Here is an 18423-nt window from a genome sequence, read left to right as displayed (position 1 = left end):
GACTGCTCCAGCAGGCTTGAAATCGAAACGCCCCGCTACAGTTGTCTCCTTTTGGTCACCGGGCGTGGGACCAATTTCACAAGCGGATTCGTGATCGCAGTCTTTAGCGGTGGTCCCCGTAGATCGCTGGCCGGGACCCGGAGTGCAGACATGAGGCAGAGTTCGTCCGGCGTCGATAGCTCCTGGATCAAGAAGGCGGATGAACTGGCGGCTCTGTTTCAGTTCACGGATGCGCTCTATCGTGCCAATTCGCTGGCCGACATTTTCGATGCCACGTTCGATGCGATCGAGCGAGCCTTGCGCTGCCGCCGCGCCTCCATCCTACTTTTCGACTCTGCGGGGGTGATGCGTTTCGTCGCTTCACGCGGGCTCTCCGAAGGCTATCGCCGGGCGGTCGACGGTCACTCACCGTGGAGGCCCGGTGACCGCGAAGCCACCCCGATTTTCGTCAGCGACATAGAGCTTGCCGAAGAGCCTCAGGCGCTCAAGGACACCATAAGGGGCGAGGGGATTCGCGCGCTCGCCTTCATTCCCTTGACCGCCAACGGCGTGGTCATTGGAAAGTTCATGACCTATCGCGAAGTCGTGCATGTCTTCACGGAGGAGGAGGCCGTCCTCTCCCTGACGATCGCTCGGCAACTGGGCTTCAGCATCGAGCGCAGACGGACCGAGGAGGCGCACCAGCGTGCCGAGGAGGGACTTCGCCGCAGCAACGAGCGGCTGCGGATCATCCTCGACAGCGCCAGCGAGTATGCGATCATCACGCTCGACGGTGCCGGACGGATCGCAAGCTGGAACAGTGGCGCCGAACGGCTGCTCGGCTATCGCGACACCGAGATCCTCGGTCAGCCGGGTGACATTTTCTTCAGCCCGCAGGACCGAGCATCGGATGTCCCCGAGCAGGAGATGCGAACGGCGCGCGAGGAGGGGCGCGCGACCAACGAACGCTGGCACTATCGCGAGGATGGATCCCGTTTCTGGGGCTCCGGCGTCATGCTTCCCGTCGAGGAGAGCGGACCGGATCGCTATCTCAAGATCTTCAGGGATCGAACCGAGGAGCGCAGAGCACAAAAGCGCCAGAAGCTGCTGATCGGTGAGCTCAACCATCGTGTGAAGAACACGCTTGCAACCGTGCAGTCCCTTGCCGAACAGACGTTGAAGAGTGCCGATAAGCCGGAAGCCTTTGCCGAAGCGTTCAACGGCCGACTGCTTGCTCTTGCCGGGGCACACGACCTGCTGACCCGCGAGGCATGGCAGGCGGTGTACCTGAACGACATCGCCCGGGCGGTTCTCGCAGCCTGGATCGAAGACGGGCGCGTGGCTCTCCACGGGCCTGCGATCCGCATCAGCCCGAAACAGGCCCTGCCGCTTTCGATGGCGTTCAACGAATTGCTGACCAATGCGATCAAATACGGTTCTCTATCGAGCCCCGGTGGCCGTGTTGCGCTGTCATGGCAATGTAGAGACGTGTGCACGGTCCGGTGGGAAGAGCGCGGAGGACCACTGGCATCGCCCCCTCAGCGGCAGGGTTTCGGGCTGCGCGTTCTCAACCGCGGCCTCGCCAACGAACTGGGACACCCCGTCGATCTCCGGTTCGAGCCGGAAGGTGTCACCTGCACGATCGCGATGGACTTCGTCGACGGTGAGCGTGCCGGCATGGACGACAAGGGGGAATGACCATGTCTGGGATATTGACGGGACGCCGGATACTTGTCGTCGAAGACGAGATGCTGGTGGCCATGTCGATCGAGGACACCTTGGTCGATGCCGGCGGCGAAGTGATTGGTCCTGCGCCAACCGTCGGGCGGGCATTGGGGTTGCTGCAGGAGGAGACGAAAATCGACGCCGTCGTGCTGGACATGAATCTCCAGGGGCACAGCGGGCTCCCGGTCGCCGACGCATGCGATGAAAGATCGATCCCGTTTCTCATATTGAGCGGCTATGGCGACACGGCCCTGAACGGCACGCACCATGCGGCCCCGATCCTTTCCAAGCCCTTCGCGAGTGCGGTGCTGGTGGAGACGCTCAAGACGCTTTTCGGAGGCAACCGCGCGTGACGGGCCCGGGTCGTACCCGGTTGCTGACACCAGCACCGATTGCGTACAGCCGGGATGAGGAACCGCATTTCATCCCGCGGAGTTTGTTCGTTGGACCCAAATGCGTTGGGTGGCCCAATGTGTCGGGTGGATTGTGATCATGAACGCGGAACGCTGGATTCATATTTGCGTCGACATGCAGCGAATGTTCAACGAGGAGACGCCGTGGCAGGTGGATTGGATGGCGACGATCTCCGACCAGGTGGTGGAGGTCGCTAGCCGCTTTCCGGATCGCACCATTTTCACCCGGTTCGTCCCGCCACATTCGCCGGCGGAAATGCCGGGCATGTGGCGGCCCTACTATGAAAAATGGCCGATGATGACCGCGACACGGCTCGATCCGGGCCTGATCAATCTCCTTCCTCCCTTGCAGCGTCTGGTGCCGCCCGCCCGTGTTCTCGACAAGCGCACCTATTCCCCCTGGTTAAGCGGCAAGCTGGAAAGCCTGCTCGCTCACCAGGATATCGGAACGATCGTGGTGACCGGCGGTGAGACGGATGTCTGCGTCCTGGCGACCGCGTTCGGAGCGATCGATCTTGGCTACCGGGTGATCCTGTTGAAGGATGCGGTCTGCAGCTCGGTCGATCAGACGCACAATGCCGCGCTCGAGCTTCTCGGCAATCGCTTTTCGGTTCAGCTGGAGATCGCAACGACCGATGAGTGGCTTGCGCAGGCGCGGGCTTAGGCGCGGCCCATTCGGGAACCTTTGCGCGCCACCCTGTTCGCCGCCCTTCAAGCCATGCTTGGTTCCCTCTCTGGCGATGCCCGGCTGGCCATCAGCCCCATGAGCCCGACACCGATGATCGCTGCCGCATAGATGTCGGTCGTAAGCTGGTAGCCCACCGCCTTCGCCAGGAAGCCGGCCAGAATTGCCGGCAGGCTGAACGCCAGATAGCTCTGGATGTAGATGGTAGACAGCAGCCCGGCGCGCTCCTCGGCTTTTGCCAGCGGCATGACCGAGCCGAGCGTGGCGAGGAAGCTCGTGCCGAAACCCATACCGGTGAGAAGCGTGCCGACGATCAGGATGGGCACATAGGCGAGATGGGTTCCGGCGACCACGGTCAGCATGCCGAATGTCGTGCTCAAGACACCGAAGGTCAGGTTTGCCTTGGGGTTGCGGGCGCGGCGAAGGAAGACGCCCAACGCGCCGGCGGCCATCAGCGCCGCGACCACGGCGCCTCCGGTGAGCGGGTTCTTGCTTCCCGTGGTGGCGGCGACAAGCGAGGGGACGAGTGAGAGGTAAAAACCCCCAAGCGCCCAGTTCGCGATATTTACGGGGGTGACGAGCGCCAGCGGCCGCTTGGCGCGCTGCGGAACGGCGATCCGCGGCATGAGCGAGGACAGCGCTCCGGGACGACGCGCGCCGGTTTCAGGGATCAGCCAGATCGCCGCCGCCTGGACTATGAAGCCGACGAACAGCAGCACATAGATGAGATGCAGCGGAAGGGGGCCGTACTGGATCAGCGCGCTGGTGCCGAGCGCCCCGACCGCCAGGCCGATCAAAGGTGCGAGCGAGTTGACCAGCTGTCCCCTGACGTGATCGACATCGACGAGCGCCGCGCCGATCGAAGCGCCGGCAACGCCGGTCGCAAGACCCTGCACGATGCGTGCTGCGATCAGCCAGCCGGTTCCGTCGGCAAGGACGAACAGAGCCATCGCTGCCATCTCGACGAGCAGCGCTGCGAAAATCACCGGCTTGCGCCCGAGATGATCCGAGATCGAACCGGCGATCAGCAATGCCACGAGAAGTGCGAAGGCATAGACCGCGAAAATAACGGTCATCTCCACCGGGCTGGCGGCGAAGTTCTCCTGGTAGAAGCGGTAAAGCGGGGTTGGGGCCGAGGAGGCGCCGAAGAATGTCGCGAGCGTGACGGCGTAGAAGGCAATGGGATTTGCCGCGCGAGTGCTCTCTCTGGATTCGGAGGATGAAGACATCTATATAACCCTTAAAGCTAAATCGTTGCGTTTCGCAGATTTAGGTATGCTTCGCGCTAAAAGCAAATAATTTGCTTTTATGTTGTTGTGAGAATTTCTGAAGCATCGGCCGCACGGCCGAAGAAAGACGGGGTTGGAGCGAATGGCGACAAAGGAAAGCCCGCGGCCGGGCGGACGAAGCGCCCGGGTTCAGGCATCGGTTCACAAGGCCGTGCAGACCTTGCTGGCGACGCTCGAGCGCACCGAGGTCACAGTTCCGCTGATCGCAGCGGAAGCGGGCGTCACGCCTTCGACCATCTATCGCCGCTGGGGCGACCTGCAGGAATTGCTCGCCGACGTCGCGGTCGAGCGGCTGCGTCCCGACATGGTGCCGGTCGACACCGGAAGTTTTGGCAGTGATCTGATGGCCTGGGCCGAGCAATATGCCGAGGAAATGTCCTCGGGGCCGGGTCGCGAAATGATCCGTGACGTGCTTGCGGCGCAGGATGGCAGCGGTGCCTACCAGTGCTGCAACTTCACCAGGCAGCAGATCGAAGTGATCGCCGAACGCGCCGAGGAGCGTGGTGAAGTCTTTACGGATGTCGAGGCCGTCATGGACGGCGTCGTCGCGCCGATCATGTACCGGATCCTCTTCGGCGGTGCGCCGGACGCGGCGCATGTCGAGCGTCTGGTGACGGCATCGCTGGCATCAAAGCCGGCGCCTTGAGGCGTAGTTGCTTCCAAGAAGCATAACACCCGCATCCCGCGTAGGTCTGGTGAGGATCCCGCAACCGGAACCTAAACCCGTTCCCGGGGTTGGAACGCCTGCTCAACACCTGTTCTGGAGGATGCGAGATGAGACCGTTCCACAAGAGTTCCCTTCTGGCTGGCCTTGCGACTATTGTGATCTTGGCCGCCGGCGGCGTTTCGGCCGAAACCCTGAAGTTCAAGGCGGACATGACGGGATCGGGTGAGGTGCCGCCGAACGAAAGCGCGGGCAAGGGCACAGGCGAGATCACCCTCGATACGACGACGAAGAAGGTGACCTGGACGGTGACCGCCGATGGCCTGTCGGGGGATGCGACCGCCGCCCATTTCCACGGTCCGGCAGCCGCGGGCGAAAATGCCGATCCGGTCGTCGACATCTCGACCTCGATGAAATCTGGTTCTGCCGAGCTTACCGATCAGCAGCTCGCAGATCTGCAAGGCGGAAAGTGGTACCTCAACATCCACACGGCGAAATTCCCCGACGGCGAGATTCGCGGCCAGGTGGAGAAGGCACAGTAGACGCTGGCGGTCTTCTACTTCACTGCGCCATGGGCCAGTCCGCTGACCAGATAGCGCTGCATGAACAGCGCGATCAGGTAGACCGGGGCGATGCCCGCGAGCGAGGCTGCGGCCATCTGGCCGAAATTCACCAGCCTGTCGCCCTGGAAAAGAGAAATGCCGACCGGCAGCGTTCGCGTGGCATCGGAGAAGGTGAAGGCCGAGGCGAAGAGGAACTCGTTGTAGGCGAGCACCGTGACGATGATGAAGGTCGCCACGATGCCGGGCGCAATGATCGGCACCACGATCTGCAGCAGAATGCGCAGCGGCCCCGCTCCGTCGATGGCGGCCGCCTGCTCGATCTCGAGCGGCATCCGGCGCAGGAACGGTGTCAGCAGCCAGAAGGCGACGGGCACGTTGGCAAGCCCGTAGATCAGAACCAGGCCGGCGCGCGTGTCGAGCAGGCCGCTCGTCCTCAGCAGGAAGAACAGCGGGATGAGTGCGACGATCGGCGGCGCCATGTAGCTCGAGAGCGTCACGTCCGAAAGCCATTGGCCACCGATCTTCAACCGCAGGACCGCGTAGGCCGACGGCAGCGTGAGCGCGATGGTGAGCAGCCCCGCCAGCAGCGACACGGTTACGGAATTCACGATGAAGCCGATGACATTGGCCGCCTCGAAGGCCGCCGGCCAGTTGGCAAGGGTCGGCGCCGTCGGCCAGAACGAGCCGTTCAGCACGTCGTCCTTCGTCTTCAGGGAAACGGCGATCAGATAGAGGATGGGCAGGGCGAAAAAGCCGACGATCGGTGCCGTTGCCAGACCCAGCCAGAGATGGTGTCCGACGCGCCTCATAGTTCGCGCCTTTCGAAACGCTGATGCAGGCGCACGACCGGCAGCGTCGCCAGACCGATGACCAGCGCATAGACGATCGTCTCGGCGGCCGCCCGACCGACATCGAACTGCTCTATCGCCCGGCGATAGATGGAAAATCCTGCCGAGGTCGTCGCAAACCCCGGACCGCCGAAGGTGAGGATGTAGACCAGGTCGAACAGCTTGAACGAGAGGATCAGCTTCAGGAGGTAGATGGACGAGAGCGGGGCGGCGACGAGCGGCAGCGTGATATGCCAGAAGCGCTGCCAGCCATTCGCGCCATCGACGAGCGCAGCCTCCCGCACACCCTCCGGGATGGTCGAAAGCGCTGCGAAGCAGAGGATGACGATGAAGGGCGTCCATTGCCAGAGATCGGCGACGGCGATCGCCAACCAGGCCAATAGGGGGTGGCCGAGGAAAGAGATCGGCTGGGAGATCACGCCGTAGTTGATTAATGCGCCGTTCAAGAGCCCGCCTGCGGGCGCGAAGATCAGCTTCCAGGCGATCCCGACCATGACGGGCGGCGTCATCAATGGCAGCAACACAAGGCTCATTAGGAAGCGGCCGCCTTTCAGCAGCGACGTGAAAAGCAGCGCGATCAGGAAACCCAGTGCGAGCTGCAGCAGCGACGTCGACAGCGCGTAGGCGACGCTTCTGCCGATTGCCGAAAGGAAGATCGGATCCTGAAGCGCCGTTGCGAAGTGCTTGACGCCGACGAAGCCGCGAAACGGTTTTCCAAGCGTGCTCTTGCTGAAGGCAAGCCCCAGCAGGAAGACTGTCGGGTAGAGCGTCGTGACGGCCAGTGCGAACACGACGGGAGCGATCCACAAGGCGCGGCCGAGACGCGCTGCAAGGATGCCTCGTCGCGCGGAATGGCGCTCGGCGCCCGGCTCGAGAGCGTCGAGGGTGAAGGCGGTCATGCCGCCTCTGCCAGAACCGGCCGCGTCGGCCCGCTGCCGGCCCGCGTGGCAACCAGCATGTCCTCGATGTCATCGAGGTCACCGGGCGTGAGCGCGACGGTTGCCGCTTCGATCCAGCCGTCGATATGCGTTGGCTGACGTGCCCCAATGATCGCCCCGGTCACACCGGGCCAGGAGAGCGCCCAGGCGGCAGCGATCGCGGCAATGGTCGTCTCGTGCCGCGCGGCGATGGGCCTCAGTCCCTCGGCGAAAGCGAGATTGCGGTGGAGCGCCTCGCCGGAAAATTCCTCGTCGCGCGACCGCCAGTCGTTCGTCGGAAGCGCCCGGGCGCGGGCCGGCGTGAAAGCGCCAGTAAGCAGGCCCGACTGCAGCGGACTATAGGCGATGACGCCGCTGCCATGCGCGCGCACCCAGGGCAGGTCGTTCTCGGCGAACCTGCGTTTGATCGCGGAAAAAGGTGGCTGCACCACGTCGACGGGAGCGACCGTGGCAGCGCGCTCCAGCAGTTCCCGGTCGTGGTTCGAAAGACCGATGGCCCGGACCTTGCCCTCTTTCTTGAGGTCGGCAAAGGTTGCCCAATAGTCTTCGACCGGTGTGCCGTCGTTGGTCGGCCAATGCATCTGGTAAAGGTCGATGACCTCGACGCCGAGCCGCTTCAGCGAAGCCTCCACCTCGCGGCGCAGCGATTTGGCATTGCCGATGCGGGCCGGAAGGGCGTTGCGATTGTCCGGATCCCATACCAGCCCGGCCTTGGTGAAGATCAGCGGGCGCTCGGATTTCGGCAACGTCGAGAGCGCTTCACGAACGATCGCCTCGGAATGACCGAGACCGTAGACCGGTGCCGTGTCGATCCAGTTGATGCCGCGCTCGACCGCATGACGGATAGCTGCAATGGACTGGCTGTCGTCCTGGCTTCCCCAGCCCCATCCCCAATCGGGGCCGCCGATCGCCCAGGCGCCGAAGCCGACGGGAGTGATGTCGAAGCCGGTACGGCCGAGCTTGCGCTTCGGCAAGATTTCCGTGGTCATGATCTTTCACCTCTAAAGAGAAGAGGGGGCGCTGCCGGGAGGAAGCGAGCGCCCCCAGGGAGCAATCAGCCGTTGGTCTCGATGATCTCGGTCCAAGCTTGGTGGGCATCGGCGATCGCCTGTTCTGCGCTCTTGGTGCCGGCCAGCGCCAGCGCCAGCTCGTCGGTCAGCGCGTTTTCGAGCTTCGGCGCATAGACGGCGGTCGGCCAGGCAAGGCTGTTTTCCAAGGCGCCGTCGTCGAGCAGCGGCTGCACGAGCGGCTGGAACGCCCTAAACTTCTCCGACTTCAGGCCCGACTGGCGGTCCGGGTCGATGCCGGATCCGGTCAGCGCCAGCAGCTGCTCGTGATAGTCCTTACTGGTGGCGAGCTTGATCAGGTCCCAGGCGACATTCTTGTTCTTGGATCCGCTGGTGATCGCAAAGCCGAAGCCGGCGTTGAAGGCGAGGCGCGGCGTCTTGTTGCTGCCGCCGGTCGGAATACGGGCCACGCCCCATTTGTCGACGATCTTCGAGCCCTTGGGATCCTGGGCGTAGCCGCCAAGATCGGTCCAGAAATCGATCTGCGCCGCCTTGCCGTTGAGAAAGGCGGGCAGGCCTTCCTCAAAGCGCGTTTCGAGCGGGGTCGGCAGCGCGTGGGGTGCGGAGGCGAGCAGCGACTTCAAGGCCTCGACGGCCTCGGTGCTGTCAAGCGCGGAGGTGCCGTCCGGCTTCAGGAAGTTGCCGCCGAAGCCGGTCAGGCGGTTGGCATAGGTCGAGAGGATGATGACCGGGATCTTGGCGCCCAGGACGGCCGCGCCATAGATGCCGTTCTTCGATTCGGCCTCGGTGATCACCTTGGCGTTCTCGTTGTATTCGTCCCAGGTGGAGGGCGCCTTCAGGCCGTAACGGTCGAAGAGTTCGCGGTTGTAGAACAACAGGTGGCTGTCGCCGTCATAGGGCAGGCCATAGCGGCGGCCGTCGTGCAGCGTGTACTGGTCGTAGATGGTCTGGATGAAATCTTCCGGCTGGATCTCGACCTTGTCGCGCTCGATAAGGTCGGTCACGTCCTCGATCACGCCGTCCTCGGCAAGCTGACCCTTGTAGGTGTAGAAATAGTCGATGACGTCGAACTGGTTGGCGCCCGATTGCACGTCCAGCGTCGCCTTGACGCTGACCTGGTCATAAGGCACCGCCGTGACGTTGACCTTGGCGCCGGTCAGCTTCTCGAAGTCCTCGGCAATCTTCTTGCCGGTGACGACATGCGGCTGGATGATCAGCAGATTGATCGTGCGCCCGGCGTACTTGTTGCCGGAAGCAAGGGCCGTCGACGAGGCAAGTGGGGCGATGAAGGGCAGGGTGCCCGCGGCGGCAAGCGATTTCAGCACGCTGCGGCGGCGATAGGCCTGGCCGAAAATGGAAATGGACATGGAATCCTCCGTCGAGATCTGAGTTCTGGCGGTCGGCGATGGCGTACGCCAATCCGTTGGCCGGCGGTCTGCGCCGTGCGACTTTGCTTCAGCATCATGGGGGAGAAGAGGATTCTGATATACAGATAATACATATATTTTATGGATTATATGAGAACGATTTTCCTGCGGCGAGCCGCCGGTCGGGGTAGGAATTTCTCAGGCGACCCGATCGCCGCATCAATGCCGTTGGAGGCGGAAGACGCTCCCGTCGGCGCTGTTGCGGGAACGAGCCGCGCCAGACCGTAGAGACGGCAGAGGAAGCCGATTGGGTCCCGGCGCTCAGACGCTCAGGGCCCAATCGCTGCGGTCATACCTCGAAGACGTCCTCGAACGATTCCGGGAAGCTCTGGCGGGCAACCTTCTCGTTGATGATGAGCAACGCTTCATAGGACACGGGATCGAAATCCTTGTCGACCGGCAGCACCTCGCGTCCGAACAGGAGGTTCAGCCGGGCGGCATCGAGATTGCCGCGCTCGAAAGGTTCCGCACCGAAATGATGCCAGAGGGCGTGGAGGAAGGCCGCATCGATGCGGTGCGCCCCAGATCCCGGCCGGGCATGGCGAGGCAGCGCCTTGATCGGCGTTGCCCCCTTGGGATTGGCCCGACGGATGACGAACTGGATGCCCGTGCCCGGCATGGCGTAGGGAAAACCCCGATGTTTCGTCATATCAGCCAGCTTGGCCATTCTGTTCTCCTTACGCGGTCTGCTTCTCGACGATCTTGTCCTCAGTCTTCGTGTCGAAGTCGGAGGCGTCGTGACGCTCATGCAATTGCTCGGCCGGATCGCCGCTCAGCCGGTTGACCATGCGGCCGCGCTTGACCGCCGGGCGAGCGGCAATTTCGGCCGTCCAGCGCTGGACGTGCTCGTAGCTCTGAACCTCGAGGAAGGTGCCAGCGTCGCCATAGGCCTGGCCAAGTGCCAGGTTGCCATACCAGGGCCAGGTCGCCATGTCGGCGATGGTGTATTCGGAGCCGGCGAGGAACCGGTGGTTGGCAAGATGGCGGTCGAGCACATCGAGCTGGCGCTTCACTTCCATGGCGTAGCGGTCGATGGCGTATTTGATCTGCATCGGCGCATAGGCGTAGAAATGACCGAAGCCGCCGCCCAGGAACGGTGCCGAGCCCATCTGCCAGAACAGCCAGTTCAAGGTCTCGGTGCGGGCGCGAAGCTCGCTCGGCAGGAAGGCGCCGAATTTCTCAGCGAGATAGGTGAGGATGGAGGCCGACTCGAAGACGCGGACCGGCTCGCCGCCGCCCTTCGGCTGATGGTCCGTCAGCGCCGGGATCTTGGAGTTGGGGTTGACGTCGACGAAGCCGGAACCGAACTGGTCGCCATCGCCGATCCGGATCGGCCAGGCGTCATATTCGGCGCCCGAATGGCCCGCCGCCAGAAGCTCTTCGAGCATGATCGTGACTTTCACGCCATTCGGAGTCGCGAGCGAATAAAGCTGCAGCGGGTGCTTGCCGACCGGCAGGTCCTTGTCGTGTGTCGGTCCGGCGATCGGGCGGTTGATGCTGGCAAACGCGCCGCCGTTGCCTTTGTCCCAGGTCCAGACCTTGGGAACTTGGTAGCCGGCAGGGAAATTGTCAGCGGGGGATTTTTCGGTCATGAAATCTGTCCTTGTCGTCTAAAGGCATATCCAACGGGCAAGCAACGTCACAAAACATGCGATGTCGGCCAGCTGCTTCGCGCAGTTCTATACCGTCCTTTCGGTACCTGCCAGAAAAACGGTTTCTCTTCGTGCCCGCGCGCTAGCAAGCAAGTTTCGGAGACGTGCGACTTTTTCGACATGCGCATGTCCGCTTTGGCCAGCGGGAACACCAGCGGCAGATCGCCCGCCGCGGTGCAGCATCAACCGCGCCGTGCCGCCTCGATCGCGGCCACGTCGATTTTGCGCATGTCCATCATGGCCTCGAATGCGCGCTTCGCCTCGCCGCCGCCGGCCGCCAGCGCTTCCATCAGGACCCCGGGCGTGATCTGCCAGGAGATCCCCCATTTGTCCTTGCACCAGCCGCACGCGCTTTCCTCGCCGCCATTGTTGACGATGGCGTTCCAGTAGCGGTCGGTCTCTTCCTGATCGTCGGTGGCGATCTGGAACGAGAAGGCCTCGTTGTGCTTGAACATCGGCCCCCCGTTGAGGCCGAGACAGGCGACGCCCGCAACGGTGAACTCGACCGTCAACACATCGCCCTCCTTGCCGGACGGATAGTCGCCGGGCGCCCGGTGCACTGCGGTCAGACGGCTGTCCGGGAAGACCTCGGCGTAGAACCGCGCAGCGGCTTCGGCGTCCTTGTCATACCAGAGGCAGATCGTGTTCTTTGCCATAGCCTTGTTCCTTTCGCGTTGAAGGCTTGCGGCCCTCTCCATGGGGTCTCATACGAAATAGGTAGCAGCCCGGTTATCTCCAGCCCGAAAGTGCTAGTGCGCTTTGCTGAGCGCAGATGATGACGACGCCACCGCTTGCGGCTTCTACGCGTCGGTTCGATCGCGTACGATCTGATTTCCGTTCGTCGCAAGATCAATCGTCTACATATGTGAACGATAAGTCTATTTTCGGCAGCCTACAGAGGTAGCGTCCACGCGAATATATCCATGGCATCAACCATGGAGAAACCGACATGCACACTATCGCTGAACCGATCTTCACCGCGGGCTTTCCGCTCGGCAGTTCCGCCGGACTGGTCACCGCGTTTGAATGGCTCGGCCAACCCTACCGCCTCACCCGCGTCGACATGCTCGGTGAAATGCGCACCGAGGCCTATCAGCGGCTGAACGGCCGGGTCGAAACGCCCGTGTTGGTCACCGACGAAGGGCGTGTCCATACGGAAACGATGGCGATCGCGCTGTGGCTCGAGGGGCGGGACCATGAGCGCCGCATCAGCTTCGCGCCCGGAACCTACGAAGCCGACCGGATGCATCAGTTCATCGCTTTCCTCAACACCGGCTTCACCGGTGCCTTCTTCCCGATGTGGGTGGCGCTGGAGGCGGAAGAGGCTACGGAAGAATATCGCCAAACGCTCCGCGTCTTCGGCCGTGAGTTTGTCGCTAAGCGCCATGCGCAGCTCGAGGCGATGATGGGGGACAGCGATTACCTGCTGGGCGGCCGGCCGACACTGGCCGATGCGGTTTTCGTCGGCGTCGCCCGCTGGGTGGATTTTCACGAGGCGATCGAGCCCGAGGACTATGAACGGAACTACCCGCGCATCCATGCGCTGCGCAAACGCATCGAGGCTGATCCCGCATTCCGCTTCGCATTGGCGATCGAAGACGGCGAACCTGCCGCCGGCAACGGTTCGATGAAAGGTCTCGTTCCGCTTGAGGACGTATTGCGTTTGACGGGCGCGATTGCGGTCTGAGCCGCCGGAGTGTTGCGCGCCGATGGTCGCGGCGCGCGACCTGCCACGCTGTCAGAGGCGCCGCGCGAAATCGATGATCGCGTCGCTCACGAGGTCCGGACGCTCCTGCGGGAGCCAATGTCCGCTGCCGGGCACGACGATCTTGCCCTTGAGTTGGGGGACGAGGCCGGGCATTGCATCGATGATATCGAGCATCCCCGGTATGCTGAGCCCGGTGTCCCGCTCGCCGATCATGAACAGGGCCGGTACATCGACCATGACGCCGGCGAGCGCCGCTTGCAGTTGCCAGTTGCGATCCAGGTTGCGGTAGTAGTTCAGGCCACCGCGAAAACCGGAGCGAGCGAAAGCCGCCGCATAGGCGTCGAGGTCGGCAGCGGTCAGCCAGTCCGGCATTTGCTGCGGATCGGGAAGGGCTGCGAGCAGCCCGTCGCGCCGCGAGACCATTCCGAACGGATTTGGCGTCTGGTCTCCGGCTTGCCGCGGGCCGGCCTCTCCCGAAGCCGCGAAGAGGATTTTCCGCAGCGCCTGTCGAATGTCCCGCTCCAGTTTTTCCTCGGCGATGCCGGGTTCCTGGAAGTAGAGTGTGTAGAGTTGTGCCTCATCGGTCTGCGGGAAGATGCGGGTTGGCGGCACGGGTGGCTGGGCCATCATCGGAACGCTGATCGCGACCACGCCGCGGAAGTGGTCGGGGCGCATCTGCGCCGCCTGCCACGCGACCGTCGCGCCCCAGTCGTTGCCGACGATGAGGGCGGTCTCTGCGCCGAGGGCGTCCAAGAGCGCGACCATATCCCCGACAAGGTGAAACAGGGTGTATTCGTCGATCGCCGAGGGGCATTCCGTATGCCCATATCCGCGCATGTCCGGCGCCACCGCACGAAATCCGGCCTTGGCCAGCGCCGCGATTTGATGACGCCAGGCGTGGGCCGTTTCCGGAAAGCCGTGGCAGAAGAGGACAAGTGGCCCTTCTCCCTGTTCGACGACATTCATCCGGATCGTTCTCGTCTCGATGGTGCGAGCAGGCATTTTCGGTCCTTCCGCTCTTGATGTCGTACCGCAGATGGCGCTCGGCGCGGCGCTACACGGCCATGCGGCCGCCAACAGACCGGCCAACATCGTTCGTCTTCGCATCCCTGGGCCCTTGATTCCGTAATTATCTAAGTTACAGAATTGGGTGAGGTCAAGTATGCGTAACAATAAAAGTTACGCTTTAGGGGTGGCATATGAAACGAGACAGCCGGCTGGCGCGCATGATCCACGTGCTCATCCATATGGGGCTTTTGGGCGGGCGCGAGACCTCGGAAACCATCTCAAAGATGCTGAACACCAATCCCGTGGTCGTGCGCCGCACGATGGCGGCGTTGAAGCGCAAGGGCGTGGTGGGTTCAGAGGGAGGGCGCGGTGGCGGATGGGTGCTGCTGCGGTCTCTGGACGACTTGACGGTCCTGGACATCCAGAAAGCGCTCGACGAAGGCGAGGTTTTGTCCGCCGGCGTTTCGGAAGATCATCCAACCTGTCCGGTGGAGCGGGCGGCGAACGCCGCCCTGGTGCAGGCCTTCGACAAGGCGGAGAGCACTCTGCTGGACGAGTTCGCAAAGCTCAGGCTATCGATCATCGCGGAGCATGCCCTGTCGGCGGACAGGCAGCTGACACGGCACCAAGACGGAAGAAATGATGGCTGACAACAGCGCTGACCATCCGCGTTTCGTATGGCGCGGCGACTTCGCGAATGCCGAGTTGAATGCGCTGCATGCCGAGTGTTTCGAACACGCGCTTGCCGGTGACGATTGGTGGAAACAGGTGAACACCTTCAGCCTCGGCTGGGTTTGCTTGCGTCTCTCGGGCAAGCTTGCCGGTTTCGTCAATGTCGCCTGGGATGGCGGTGTGCACGCTTTTCTGCTCGACACCATGGTCTCAGCGCCCTGGCGGCGAAAGGGTTACGCGCGCCGGCTCGTCGAAGAGGCGGTGGCAAATGCAAGGCTGTCGGGTTGCGAGTGGCTGCATGTCGACTTTGATGCGCATCTTCGCGACTTTTACCTTGAAGTCTGCGGGTTCGTTCCCACGGATGCCGGCCTGATCCGCCTTCGCCAGGACTAGCGAATGCGAGCCCCGATCGGGGCTTCCGTTGCGAATTAAAGATGAGTAAAGAAGGAAGGAATTAGATCGAGGCGCGGCCTCTGATTCCCCGAGCATTGGGCAATTGATGACGTTCCAGCCACGGATGCAGAACAAGATCTCCGGCTTCAAGGTCCTCGGCGGTTTGCGCCGCCGGGATTGGAACGGGATCATCGCCGACGTCTGGGATGTCGAATGCGAGGCGCGGGCGGGCGGTCACTATGTGTCGGATGATCCGCGCATGTTCATCGTGCTCGATGCCCAAGGCGGGAGCCGCTGCAACGTCAAGCTTTCGCCCGGCGGCCCCGGGACGGTGCAGAACTATCGCGAACAAGGTCTTTCCTACATCCCGGCGGGCATGGAAATCTGGGCCGATGTCGTCGATGTGCAATACATCCGCCATCTCGATCTGCACTTCAATCTCGATGTCCTCAGCCGACGGCTGATGGAAGACCTCGACGCCAGCCGTTGCAACGCGCCCCGGCTGATGTTTCATGATGAGCGTTTCCTGCAACTCGCACGGCTCATCGCTGCGGAGTGCCTCAATCCGCAGCCATTGCATGATCTCTACGGGGACGGCCTCACGGTCGCGCTGTTCATCGACCTGATGAGGCTCAACCGTGCCGATCCGCGCAAGCGCAGTCCGCTTGCTGCCTGGCAGATGCGCCGCGTGGCCGATTACATCGAGGAGAACTTCGGCCGCAACATCCGGCTTGAGGAATTGGCAACGCTTGCCGGGTTGTCGCAATCGCATTTCAGCCATGCCTTCAAGGCCTCGACCGGCATGCCGCCGCATCAGTGGCAGACGAAAACGCGCGTCGAACGGGCCAAGCAACTCCTGCTCAAGAATGACGCGTCGCTGACGGCGATTGCCGTCGAGACCGGGTTTTCGGACCAGGCGCATTTCACCCGGGTCTTCCGCAAGGTTGTCGGCACAACGCCGGCGCAATGGAAGCGGAGCCGATTGGCCTGAGCAAATCGCCGCGCGCACGGGCGATTGTTCGCCGCAAATTGCCCAGGATCGTTCAATTGTCGCGGATCGCTCCAAGCGTCGGCATAATAGTTGATATAAACACTCATCTTATAGGGATTACTTTCTAACGCCGCATATCGCTCCGGGGATTGGCGCGATGGGCGGCTCGGGGCGATGAAGAGATGATGGTGAGTGGCAGGGCGGCAGGTTTCGCCGAATGGCTGGCAGATGGGGTAGCCGGCATTGCAATTCTGGCAGCGGGTGCCGCGATCGCGCAGGACGCGCCGGCGACTCGGCTGGAAAAGATCGAGGTCCAGGCTGGAGCGACCGCAGACGACGCAACCGGTCCGGTCGAGGGCTATGTCGCCAAAGCGACGACCACCGGCTCGAAGTCTGCCACCCCGATCAACGAAATTCCCCAATCCGTATCGGTCATCGGCCGCGACGAGCTGGACGATCGCGGCGTCGTCAACAAGATCGACGAGGCGCTTCGCTATACGCCCGGCGTGATGGCCGAGCCCTTCGGCGTCGATCCGGATACCGACTGGTTCTACATCCGCGGCTTCGATGCCACGCAGACCGGCGTCTTCCTCGATGGCCTCAATCTTTTCTCCTACGGTTTCGGGGGTTTTCAGATCGATCCGTTCATGCTGGAGCGCGTCGAGGTGCTGAAAGGGCCGGCGTCTGTGCTCTATGGCGGCGCCAATCCGGGCGGCATAGTCAGCCTCATCAGCAAGCGGCCAAGTGATGGGAGCTCCACCTATGTGGAGACCGGCATCAACAACAATGGCAATGCCTTCCTTGGCATCGACGTGAACCGCCCGTTGGACGATGCGATCAACTACCGCGTCACCGGCAAGGTCTCCGGCGGCAACAACTACACCGACCACTCGGAAGACATGCGCGGGTTCATCCTGCCGCAGATCACCTATCAGCCCGACGATGCGACCAGCCTGACGGTCTACGGCCTGCTGCAGGGCCTTGATCAGGTCCATACCGGTGGCGGCTTCCTGCCCTATGTCGGGACGGTCGTCGATGCGCCGTTCGGCAAGATCGATCGCAAGGCCTTCTTCGGCGAACCGGCTATCGATACCGGCACCTATGTGCAGCAGATGCTCGGCTACGAGATCAAGCACGAGTTCGATAGCGGTTGGCAGTTCAGCCAGAACCTGCGCTACGGTCACCTCTACAAGCATGAGAACGGCCCGTATACCTACGGCTATTACGATCCGAGCCTGCCGTTCCCGGTTTCGCCGACGCCGGCCACACCTGACAATCTGCTCTATCGCCTGGGCTTTGAGGCGACCTCCAAGGTCGATACGTTCGGCGTCGACAATCGTCTTGAGGGCGAATTCGAGACCGGCGCGCTCGATCATACGCTGCTGGTCGGACTCGACTACAAGCTCTTCCGCCTGGATCACGTCCAGGCATCGTCGGCGGCAACGCCGATCAGCGCCACGGATCCGGTCTACGGCGCACCGCAGCCGGCCAACGCCATCTATATCAACCAGGTGATCACCCAGCAGCAGCTCGGCGTCTACGCGCAGGACCAGATTCGATTCGGCGACGGTTGGCTCGTCACGCTCAATGGCCGTTACGACTATGTCGACACCAAAACTGACAATGGCCCCACCTTCTGGGCTCCGACGCAGAACTCGAGCTTTGATTACAGCGAGGGCGCCGTCAGCGGCCGCGCCGGACTTGCCTATGAATTCGACAATGGGCTGACCCCCTATGTCAGCGTTGCCACCTTCTTCAATCCGATCGTGGCGGTAACGGCAACCGGCAACACCAAACCCGAGGAGGGCGAGCAGTTCGAGGCCGGCGTCAAGTACGAGCCATACTTCTTTGATGGCGTGTTGACGGCGTCCATCTACCAGCTGACCAAACGCAATGCTTTCGTGACCGACCCGTTGACGAGCATTTCCACCCAGACGGGCGAGGTGCGTTCCCGCGGCATCGAGCTCGAAGGCAAGGTCAATCTCAACGAAAGCTGGAAGGTGATCGCCGGCCTCGACTTCATGGATATCGAGGTGACCGAGGACGCGAACCGCGCGCTGGTCGGCAAGTCGCCCTATCTCGCTCCCGATGCGCAGGCCGCGTTGTGGGTCGATTACACCGTGCAGCAGGGCGCGCTCGAGGGCGTCAGCCTCGGTGCCGGTGTTCGCTACCGCGGCGAAAGCTGGGCGGACAAGGAGAACACGGCGAAGGTGCCTTCCTCGACGGTGTTCGATGCCGGGCTGCGCTATGAAAAGGACGGATGGGGTGCCGCTCTCAACGTCACCAACCTTTTCGACAAGGAATATGTGAGCGGTTGCAGCGGCGTGCTCGTCTGCGGTTACGGCGACGCCCGAACCGTCACGCTCAAGCTCAGCAAGACATGGTAGACTGAGCCCATGGGCGGGGCCGGAGTGTACCGGCCCTGCGCCACTTCGCGTAG

19 protein-coding genes are annotated in these 18423 nt (G+C 62.6%); 10 read left to right on the top strand and 9 right to left on the bottom strand.

The window, feature by feature from the left end; translation table 11 throughout:
- Positions 1 to 150: 150 nt before the first annotated feature.
- From ACN9MO_RS26950 to ACN9MO_RS26940, 3 genes are all read left to right on the top strand, one after another.
- Positions 151 to 1677 carry a sensor histidine kinase gene (locus ACN9MO_RS26950; protein ID WP_057255242.1) on the top strand — a complete coding sequence of 509 codons (1527 nt, stop codon included), beginning with the start codon at positions 151 to 153 and terminating at the stop codon, positions 1675 to 1677.
- Positions 1674 to 2057 (top strand): response regulator, encoded by a 384-nt coding sequence (locus ACN9MO_RS26945; RefSeq protein ID WP_057255243.1) that lies wholly within the window; start codon positions 1674 to 1676, stop codon positions 2055 to 2057. The genes ACN9MO_RS26950 and ACN9MO_RS26945 overlap by 4 nt, the downstream gene beginning before the upstream one ends.
- Before the next feature lie 139 nt (positions 2058 to 2196).
- Positions 2197 to 2781 (top strand): isochorismatase family cysteine hydrolase, encoded by a 585-nt coding sequence (locus ACN9MO_RS26940; RefSeq protein WP_113132555.1) that lies wholly within the window; start codon positions 2197 to 2199, stop codon positions 2779 to 2781.
- A gap of 47 nt (positions 2782 to 2828) precedes the next feature.
- On the opposite strand, the gene ACN9MO_RS26935 is transcribed toward ACN9MO_RS26940, so the two are convergent.
- Complete coding sequence (locus ACN9MO_RS26935; protein WP_057255245.1) at positions 2829 to 4031, bottom strand: MFS transporter; 1203 nt, start codon at positions 4029 to 4031, stop codon at positions 2829 to 2831.
- 142 nt (positions 4032 to 4173) lie between these two features.
- Here ACN9MO_RS26935 and ACN9MO_RS26930 point away from each other — a divergent pair, with 142 nt between their 5' ends.
- Positions 4174 to 4737, top strand: a complete 564-nt coding sequence (locus tag ACN9MO_RS26930) for a TetR/AcrR family transcriptional regulator (RefSeq protein ID WP_057255246.1) — start codon at positions 4174 to 4176, stop codon at positions 4735 to 4737.
- 128 nt (positions 4738 to 4865) lie between these two features.
- A complete protein-coding gene (locus ACN9MO_RS26925; RefSeq protein ID WP_057255247.1) occupies positions 4866 to 5297 on the top strand; it encodes a CHRD domain-containing protein in 432 nt (143 codons plus the stop codon).
- 14 nt (positions 5298 to 5311) lie between these two features.
- Here the strand turns inward: ACN9MO_RS26925 and ACN9MO_RS26920 are convergent, their stop codons facing one another.
- The 7 genes from ACN9MO_RS26920 to ACN9MO_RS26890 form a co-directional block, all read right to left on the bottom strand.
- Positions 5312 to 6127: a carbohydrate ABC transporter permease gene (locus ACN9MO_RS26920; RefSeq protein WP_057255248.1), complete on the bottom strand. Its 816-nt coding sequence runs from the start codon at positions 6125 to 6127 to the stop codon at positions 5312 to 5314.
- On the bottom strand, positions 6124 to 7065 hold the full coding sequence (locus ACN9MO_RS26915) for a carbohydrate ABC transporter permease (RefSeq protein WP_057255249.1): 942 nt from the start codon (positions 7063 to 7065) through the stop codon (positions 6124 to 6126). Before ACN9MO_RS26915 ends, ACN9MO_RS26920 begins: the two co-directional genes overlap by 4 nt.
- Positions 7062 to 8093 carry an aldo/keto reductase gene (locus ACN9MO_RS26910; RefSeq protein ID WP_113479728.1) on the bottom strand — a complete coding sequence of 344 codons (1032 nt, stop codon included), beginning with the start codon at positions 8091 to 8093 and terminating at the stop codon, positions 7062 to 7064. The genes ACN9MO_RS26915 and ACN9MO_RS26910 overlap by 4 nt, the downstream gene beginning before the upstream one ends.
- Positions 8094 to 8158: 65 nt before the next feature.
- Positions 8159 to 9499, bottom strand: a complete 1341-nt coding sequence (locus tag ACN9MO_RS26905) for an ABC transporter substrate-binding protein (protein WP_057255251.1) — start codon at positions 9497 to 9499, stop codon at positions 8159 to 8161.
- Positions 9500 to 9848: 349 nt separating this feature from the next.
- Entirely contained in the window at positions 9849 to 10226 is a 378-nt protein-coding gene (locus ACN9MO_RS26900; protein WP_057255252.1) for a hypothetical protein, read from the bottom strand.
- Positions 10227 to 10236: 10 nt separating this feature from the next.
- The gene (gene yghU / locus ACN9MO_RS26895; RefSeq protein ID WP_112996492.1) at positions 10237 to 11151 is read right to left on the bottom strand and encodes a glutathione-dependent disulfide-bond oxidoreductase; all 915 of its coding nucleotides are present in this window, start codon (positions 11149 to 11151) and stop codon (positions 10237 to 10239) included.
- Positions 11152 to 11393: 242 nt separating this feature from the next.
- The gene (locus tag ACN9MO_RS26890) at positions 11394 to 11867 is read right to left on the bottom strand and encodes a VOC family protein (RefSeq protein ID WP_057255254.1); all 474 of its coding nucleotides are present in this window, start codon (positions 11865 to 11867) and stop codon (positions 11394 to 11396) included.
- Between the two features lie 293 nt (positions 11868 to 12160).
- On the opposite strand from ACN9MO_RS26890, the gene ACN9MO_RS26885 reads away from it, so the two are divergent.
- Entirely contained in the window at positions 12161 to 12898 is a 738-nt protein-coding gene (locus tag ACN9MO_RS26885) for a glutathione S-transferase family protein (protein WP_057255255.1), read from the top strand.
- A 51-nt stretch (positions 12899 to 12949) separates the two neighbouring features.
- Here the strand turns inward: ACN9MO_RS26885 and ACN9MO_RS26880 are convergent, their stop codons facing one another.
- Positions 12950 to 13921, bottom strand: a complete 972-nt coding sequence (locus ACN9MO_RS26880; protein ID WP_112996490.1) for an alpha/beta fold hydrolase — start codon at positions 13919 to 13921, stop codon at positions 12950 to 12952.
- Between the two features lie 197 nt (positions 13922 to 14118).
- On the opposite strand from ACN9MO_RS26880, the gene ACN9MO_RS26875 reads away from it, so the two are divergent.
- From ACN9MO_RS26875 to ACN9MO_RS26860, 4 genes are all read left to right on the top strand, one after another.
- Positions 14119 to 14577 (top strand): Rrf2 family transcriptional regulator, encoded by a 459-nt coding sequence (locus ACN9MO_RS26875; protein ID WP_057255257.1) that lies wholly within the window; start codon positions 14119 to 14121, stop codon positions 14575 to 14577.
- Positions 14570 to 14992 carry a GNAT family N-acetyltransferase gene (locus ACN9MO_RS26870; protein ID WP_057255258.1) on the top strand — a complete coding sequence of 141 codons (423 nt, stop codon included), beginning with the start codon at positions 14570 to 14572 and terminating at the stop codon, positions 14990 to 14992. The genes ACN9MO_RS26875 and ACN9MO_RS26870 overlap by 8 nt, the downstream gene beginning before the upstream one ends.
- A gap of 106 nt (positions 14993 to 15098) precedes the next feature.
- Complete coding sequence (locus ACN9MO_RS26865) at positions 15099 to 15983, top strand: helix-turn-helix domain-containing protein (RefSeq protein ID WP_112996489.1); 885 nt, start codon at positions 15099 to 15101, stop codon at positions 15981 to 15983.
- A gap of 182 nt (positions 15984 to 16165) precedes the next feature.
- On the top strand, positions 16166 to 18370 hold the full coding sequence (locus ACN9MO_RS26860; RefSeq protein ID WP_113479727.1) for a TonB-dependent siderophore receptor: 2205 nt from the start codon (positions 16166 to 16168) through the stop codon (positions 18368 to 18370).
- Positions 18371 to 18423: the final 53 nt, after the last annotated feature.

It is taken from the genome of Ensifer sp. R-19, assembly GCF_049905105.1.
GTDB lineage: Bacteria > Pseudomonadota > Alphaproteobacteria > Rhizobiales > Rhizobiaceae > Ensifer.
The sequence above is the reverse complement of the archived record's forward strand: the minus strand, read 5'-3'. Positions and strand labels throughout refer to the sequence as shown.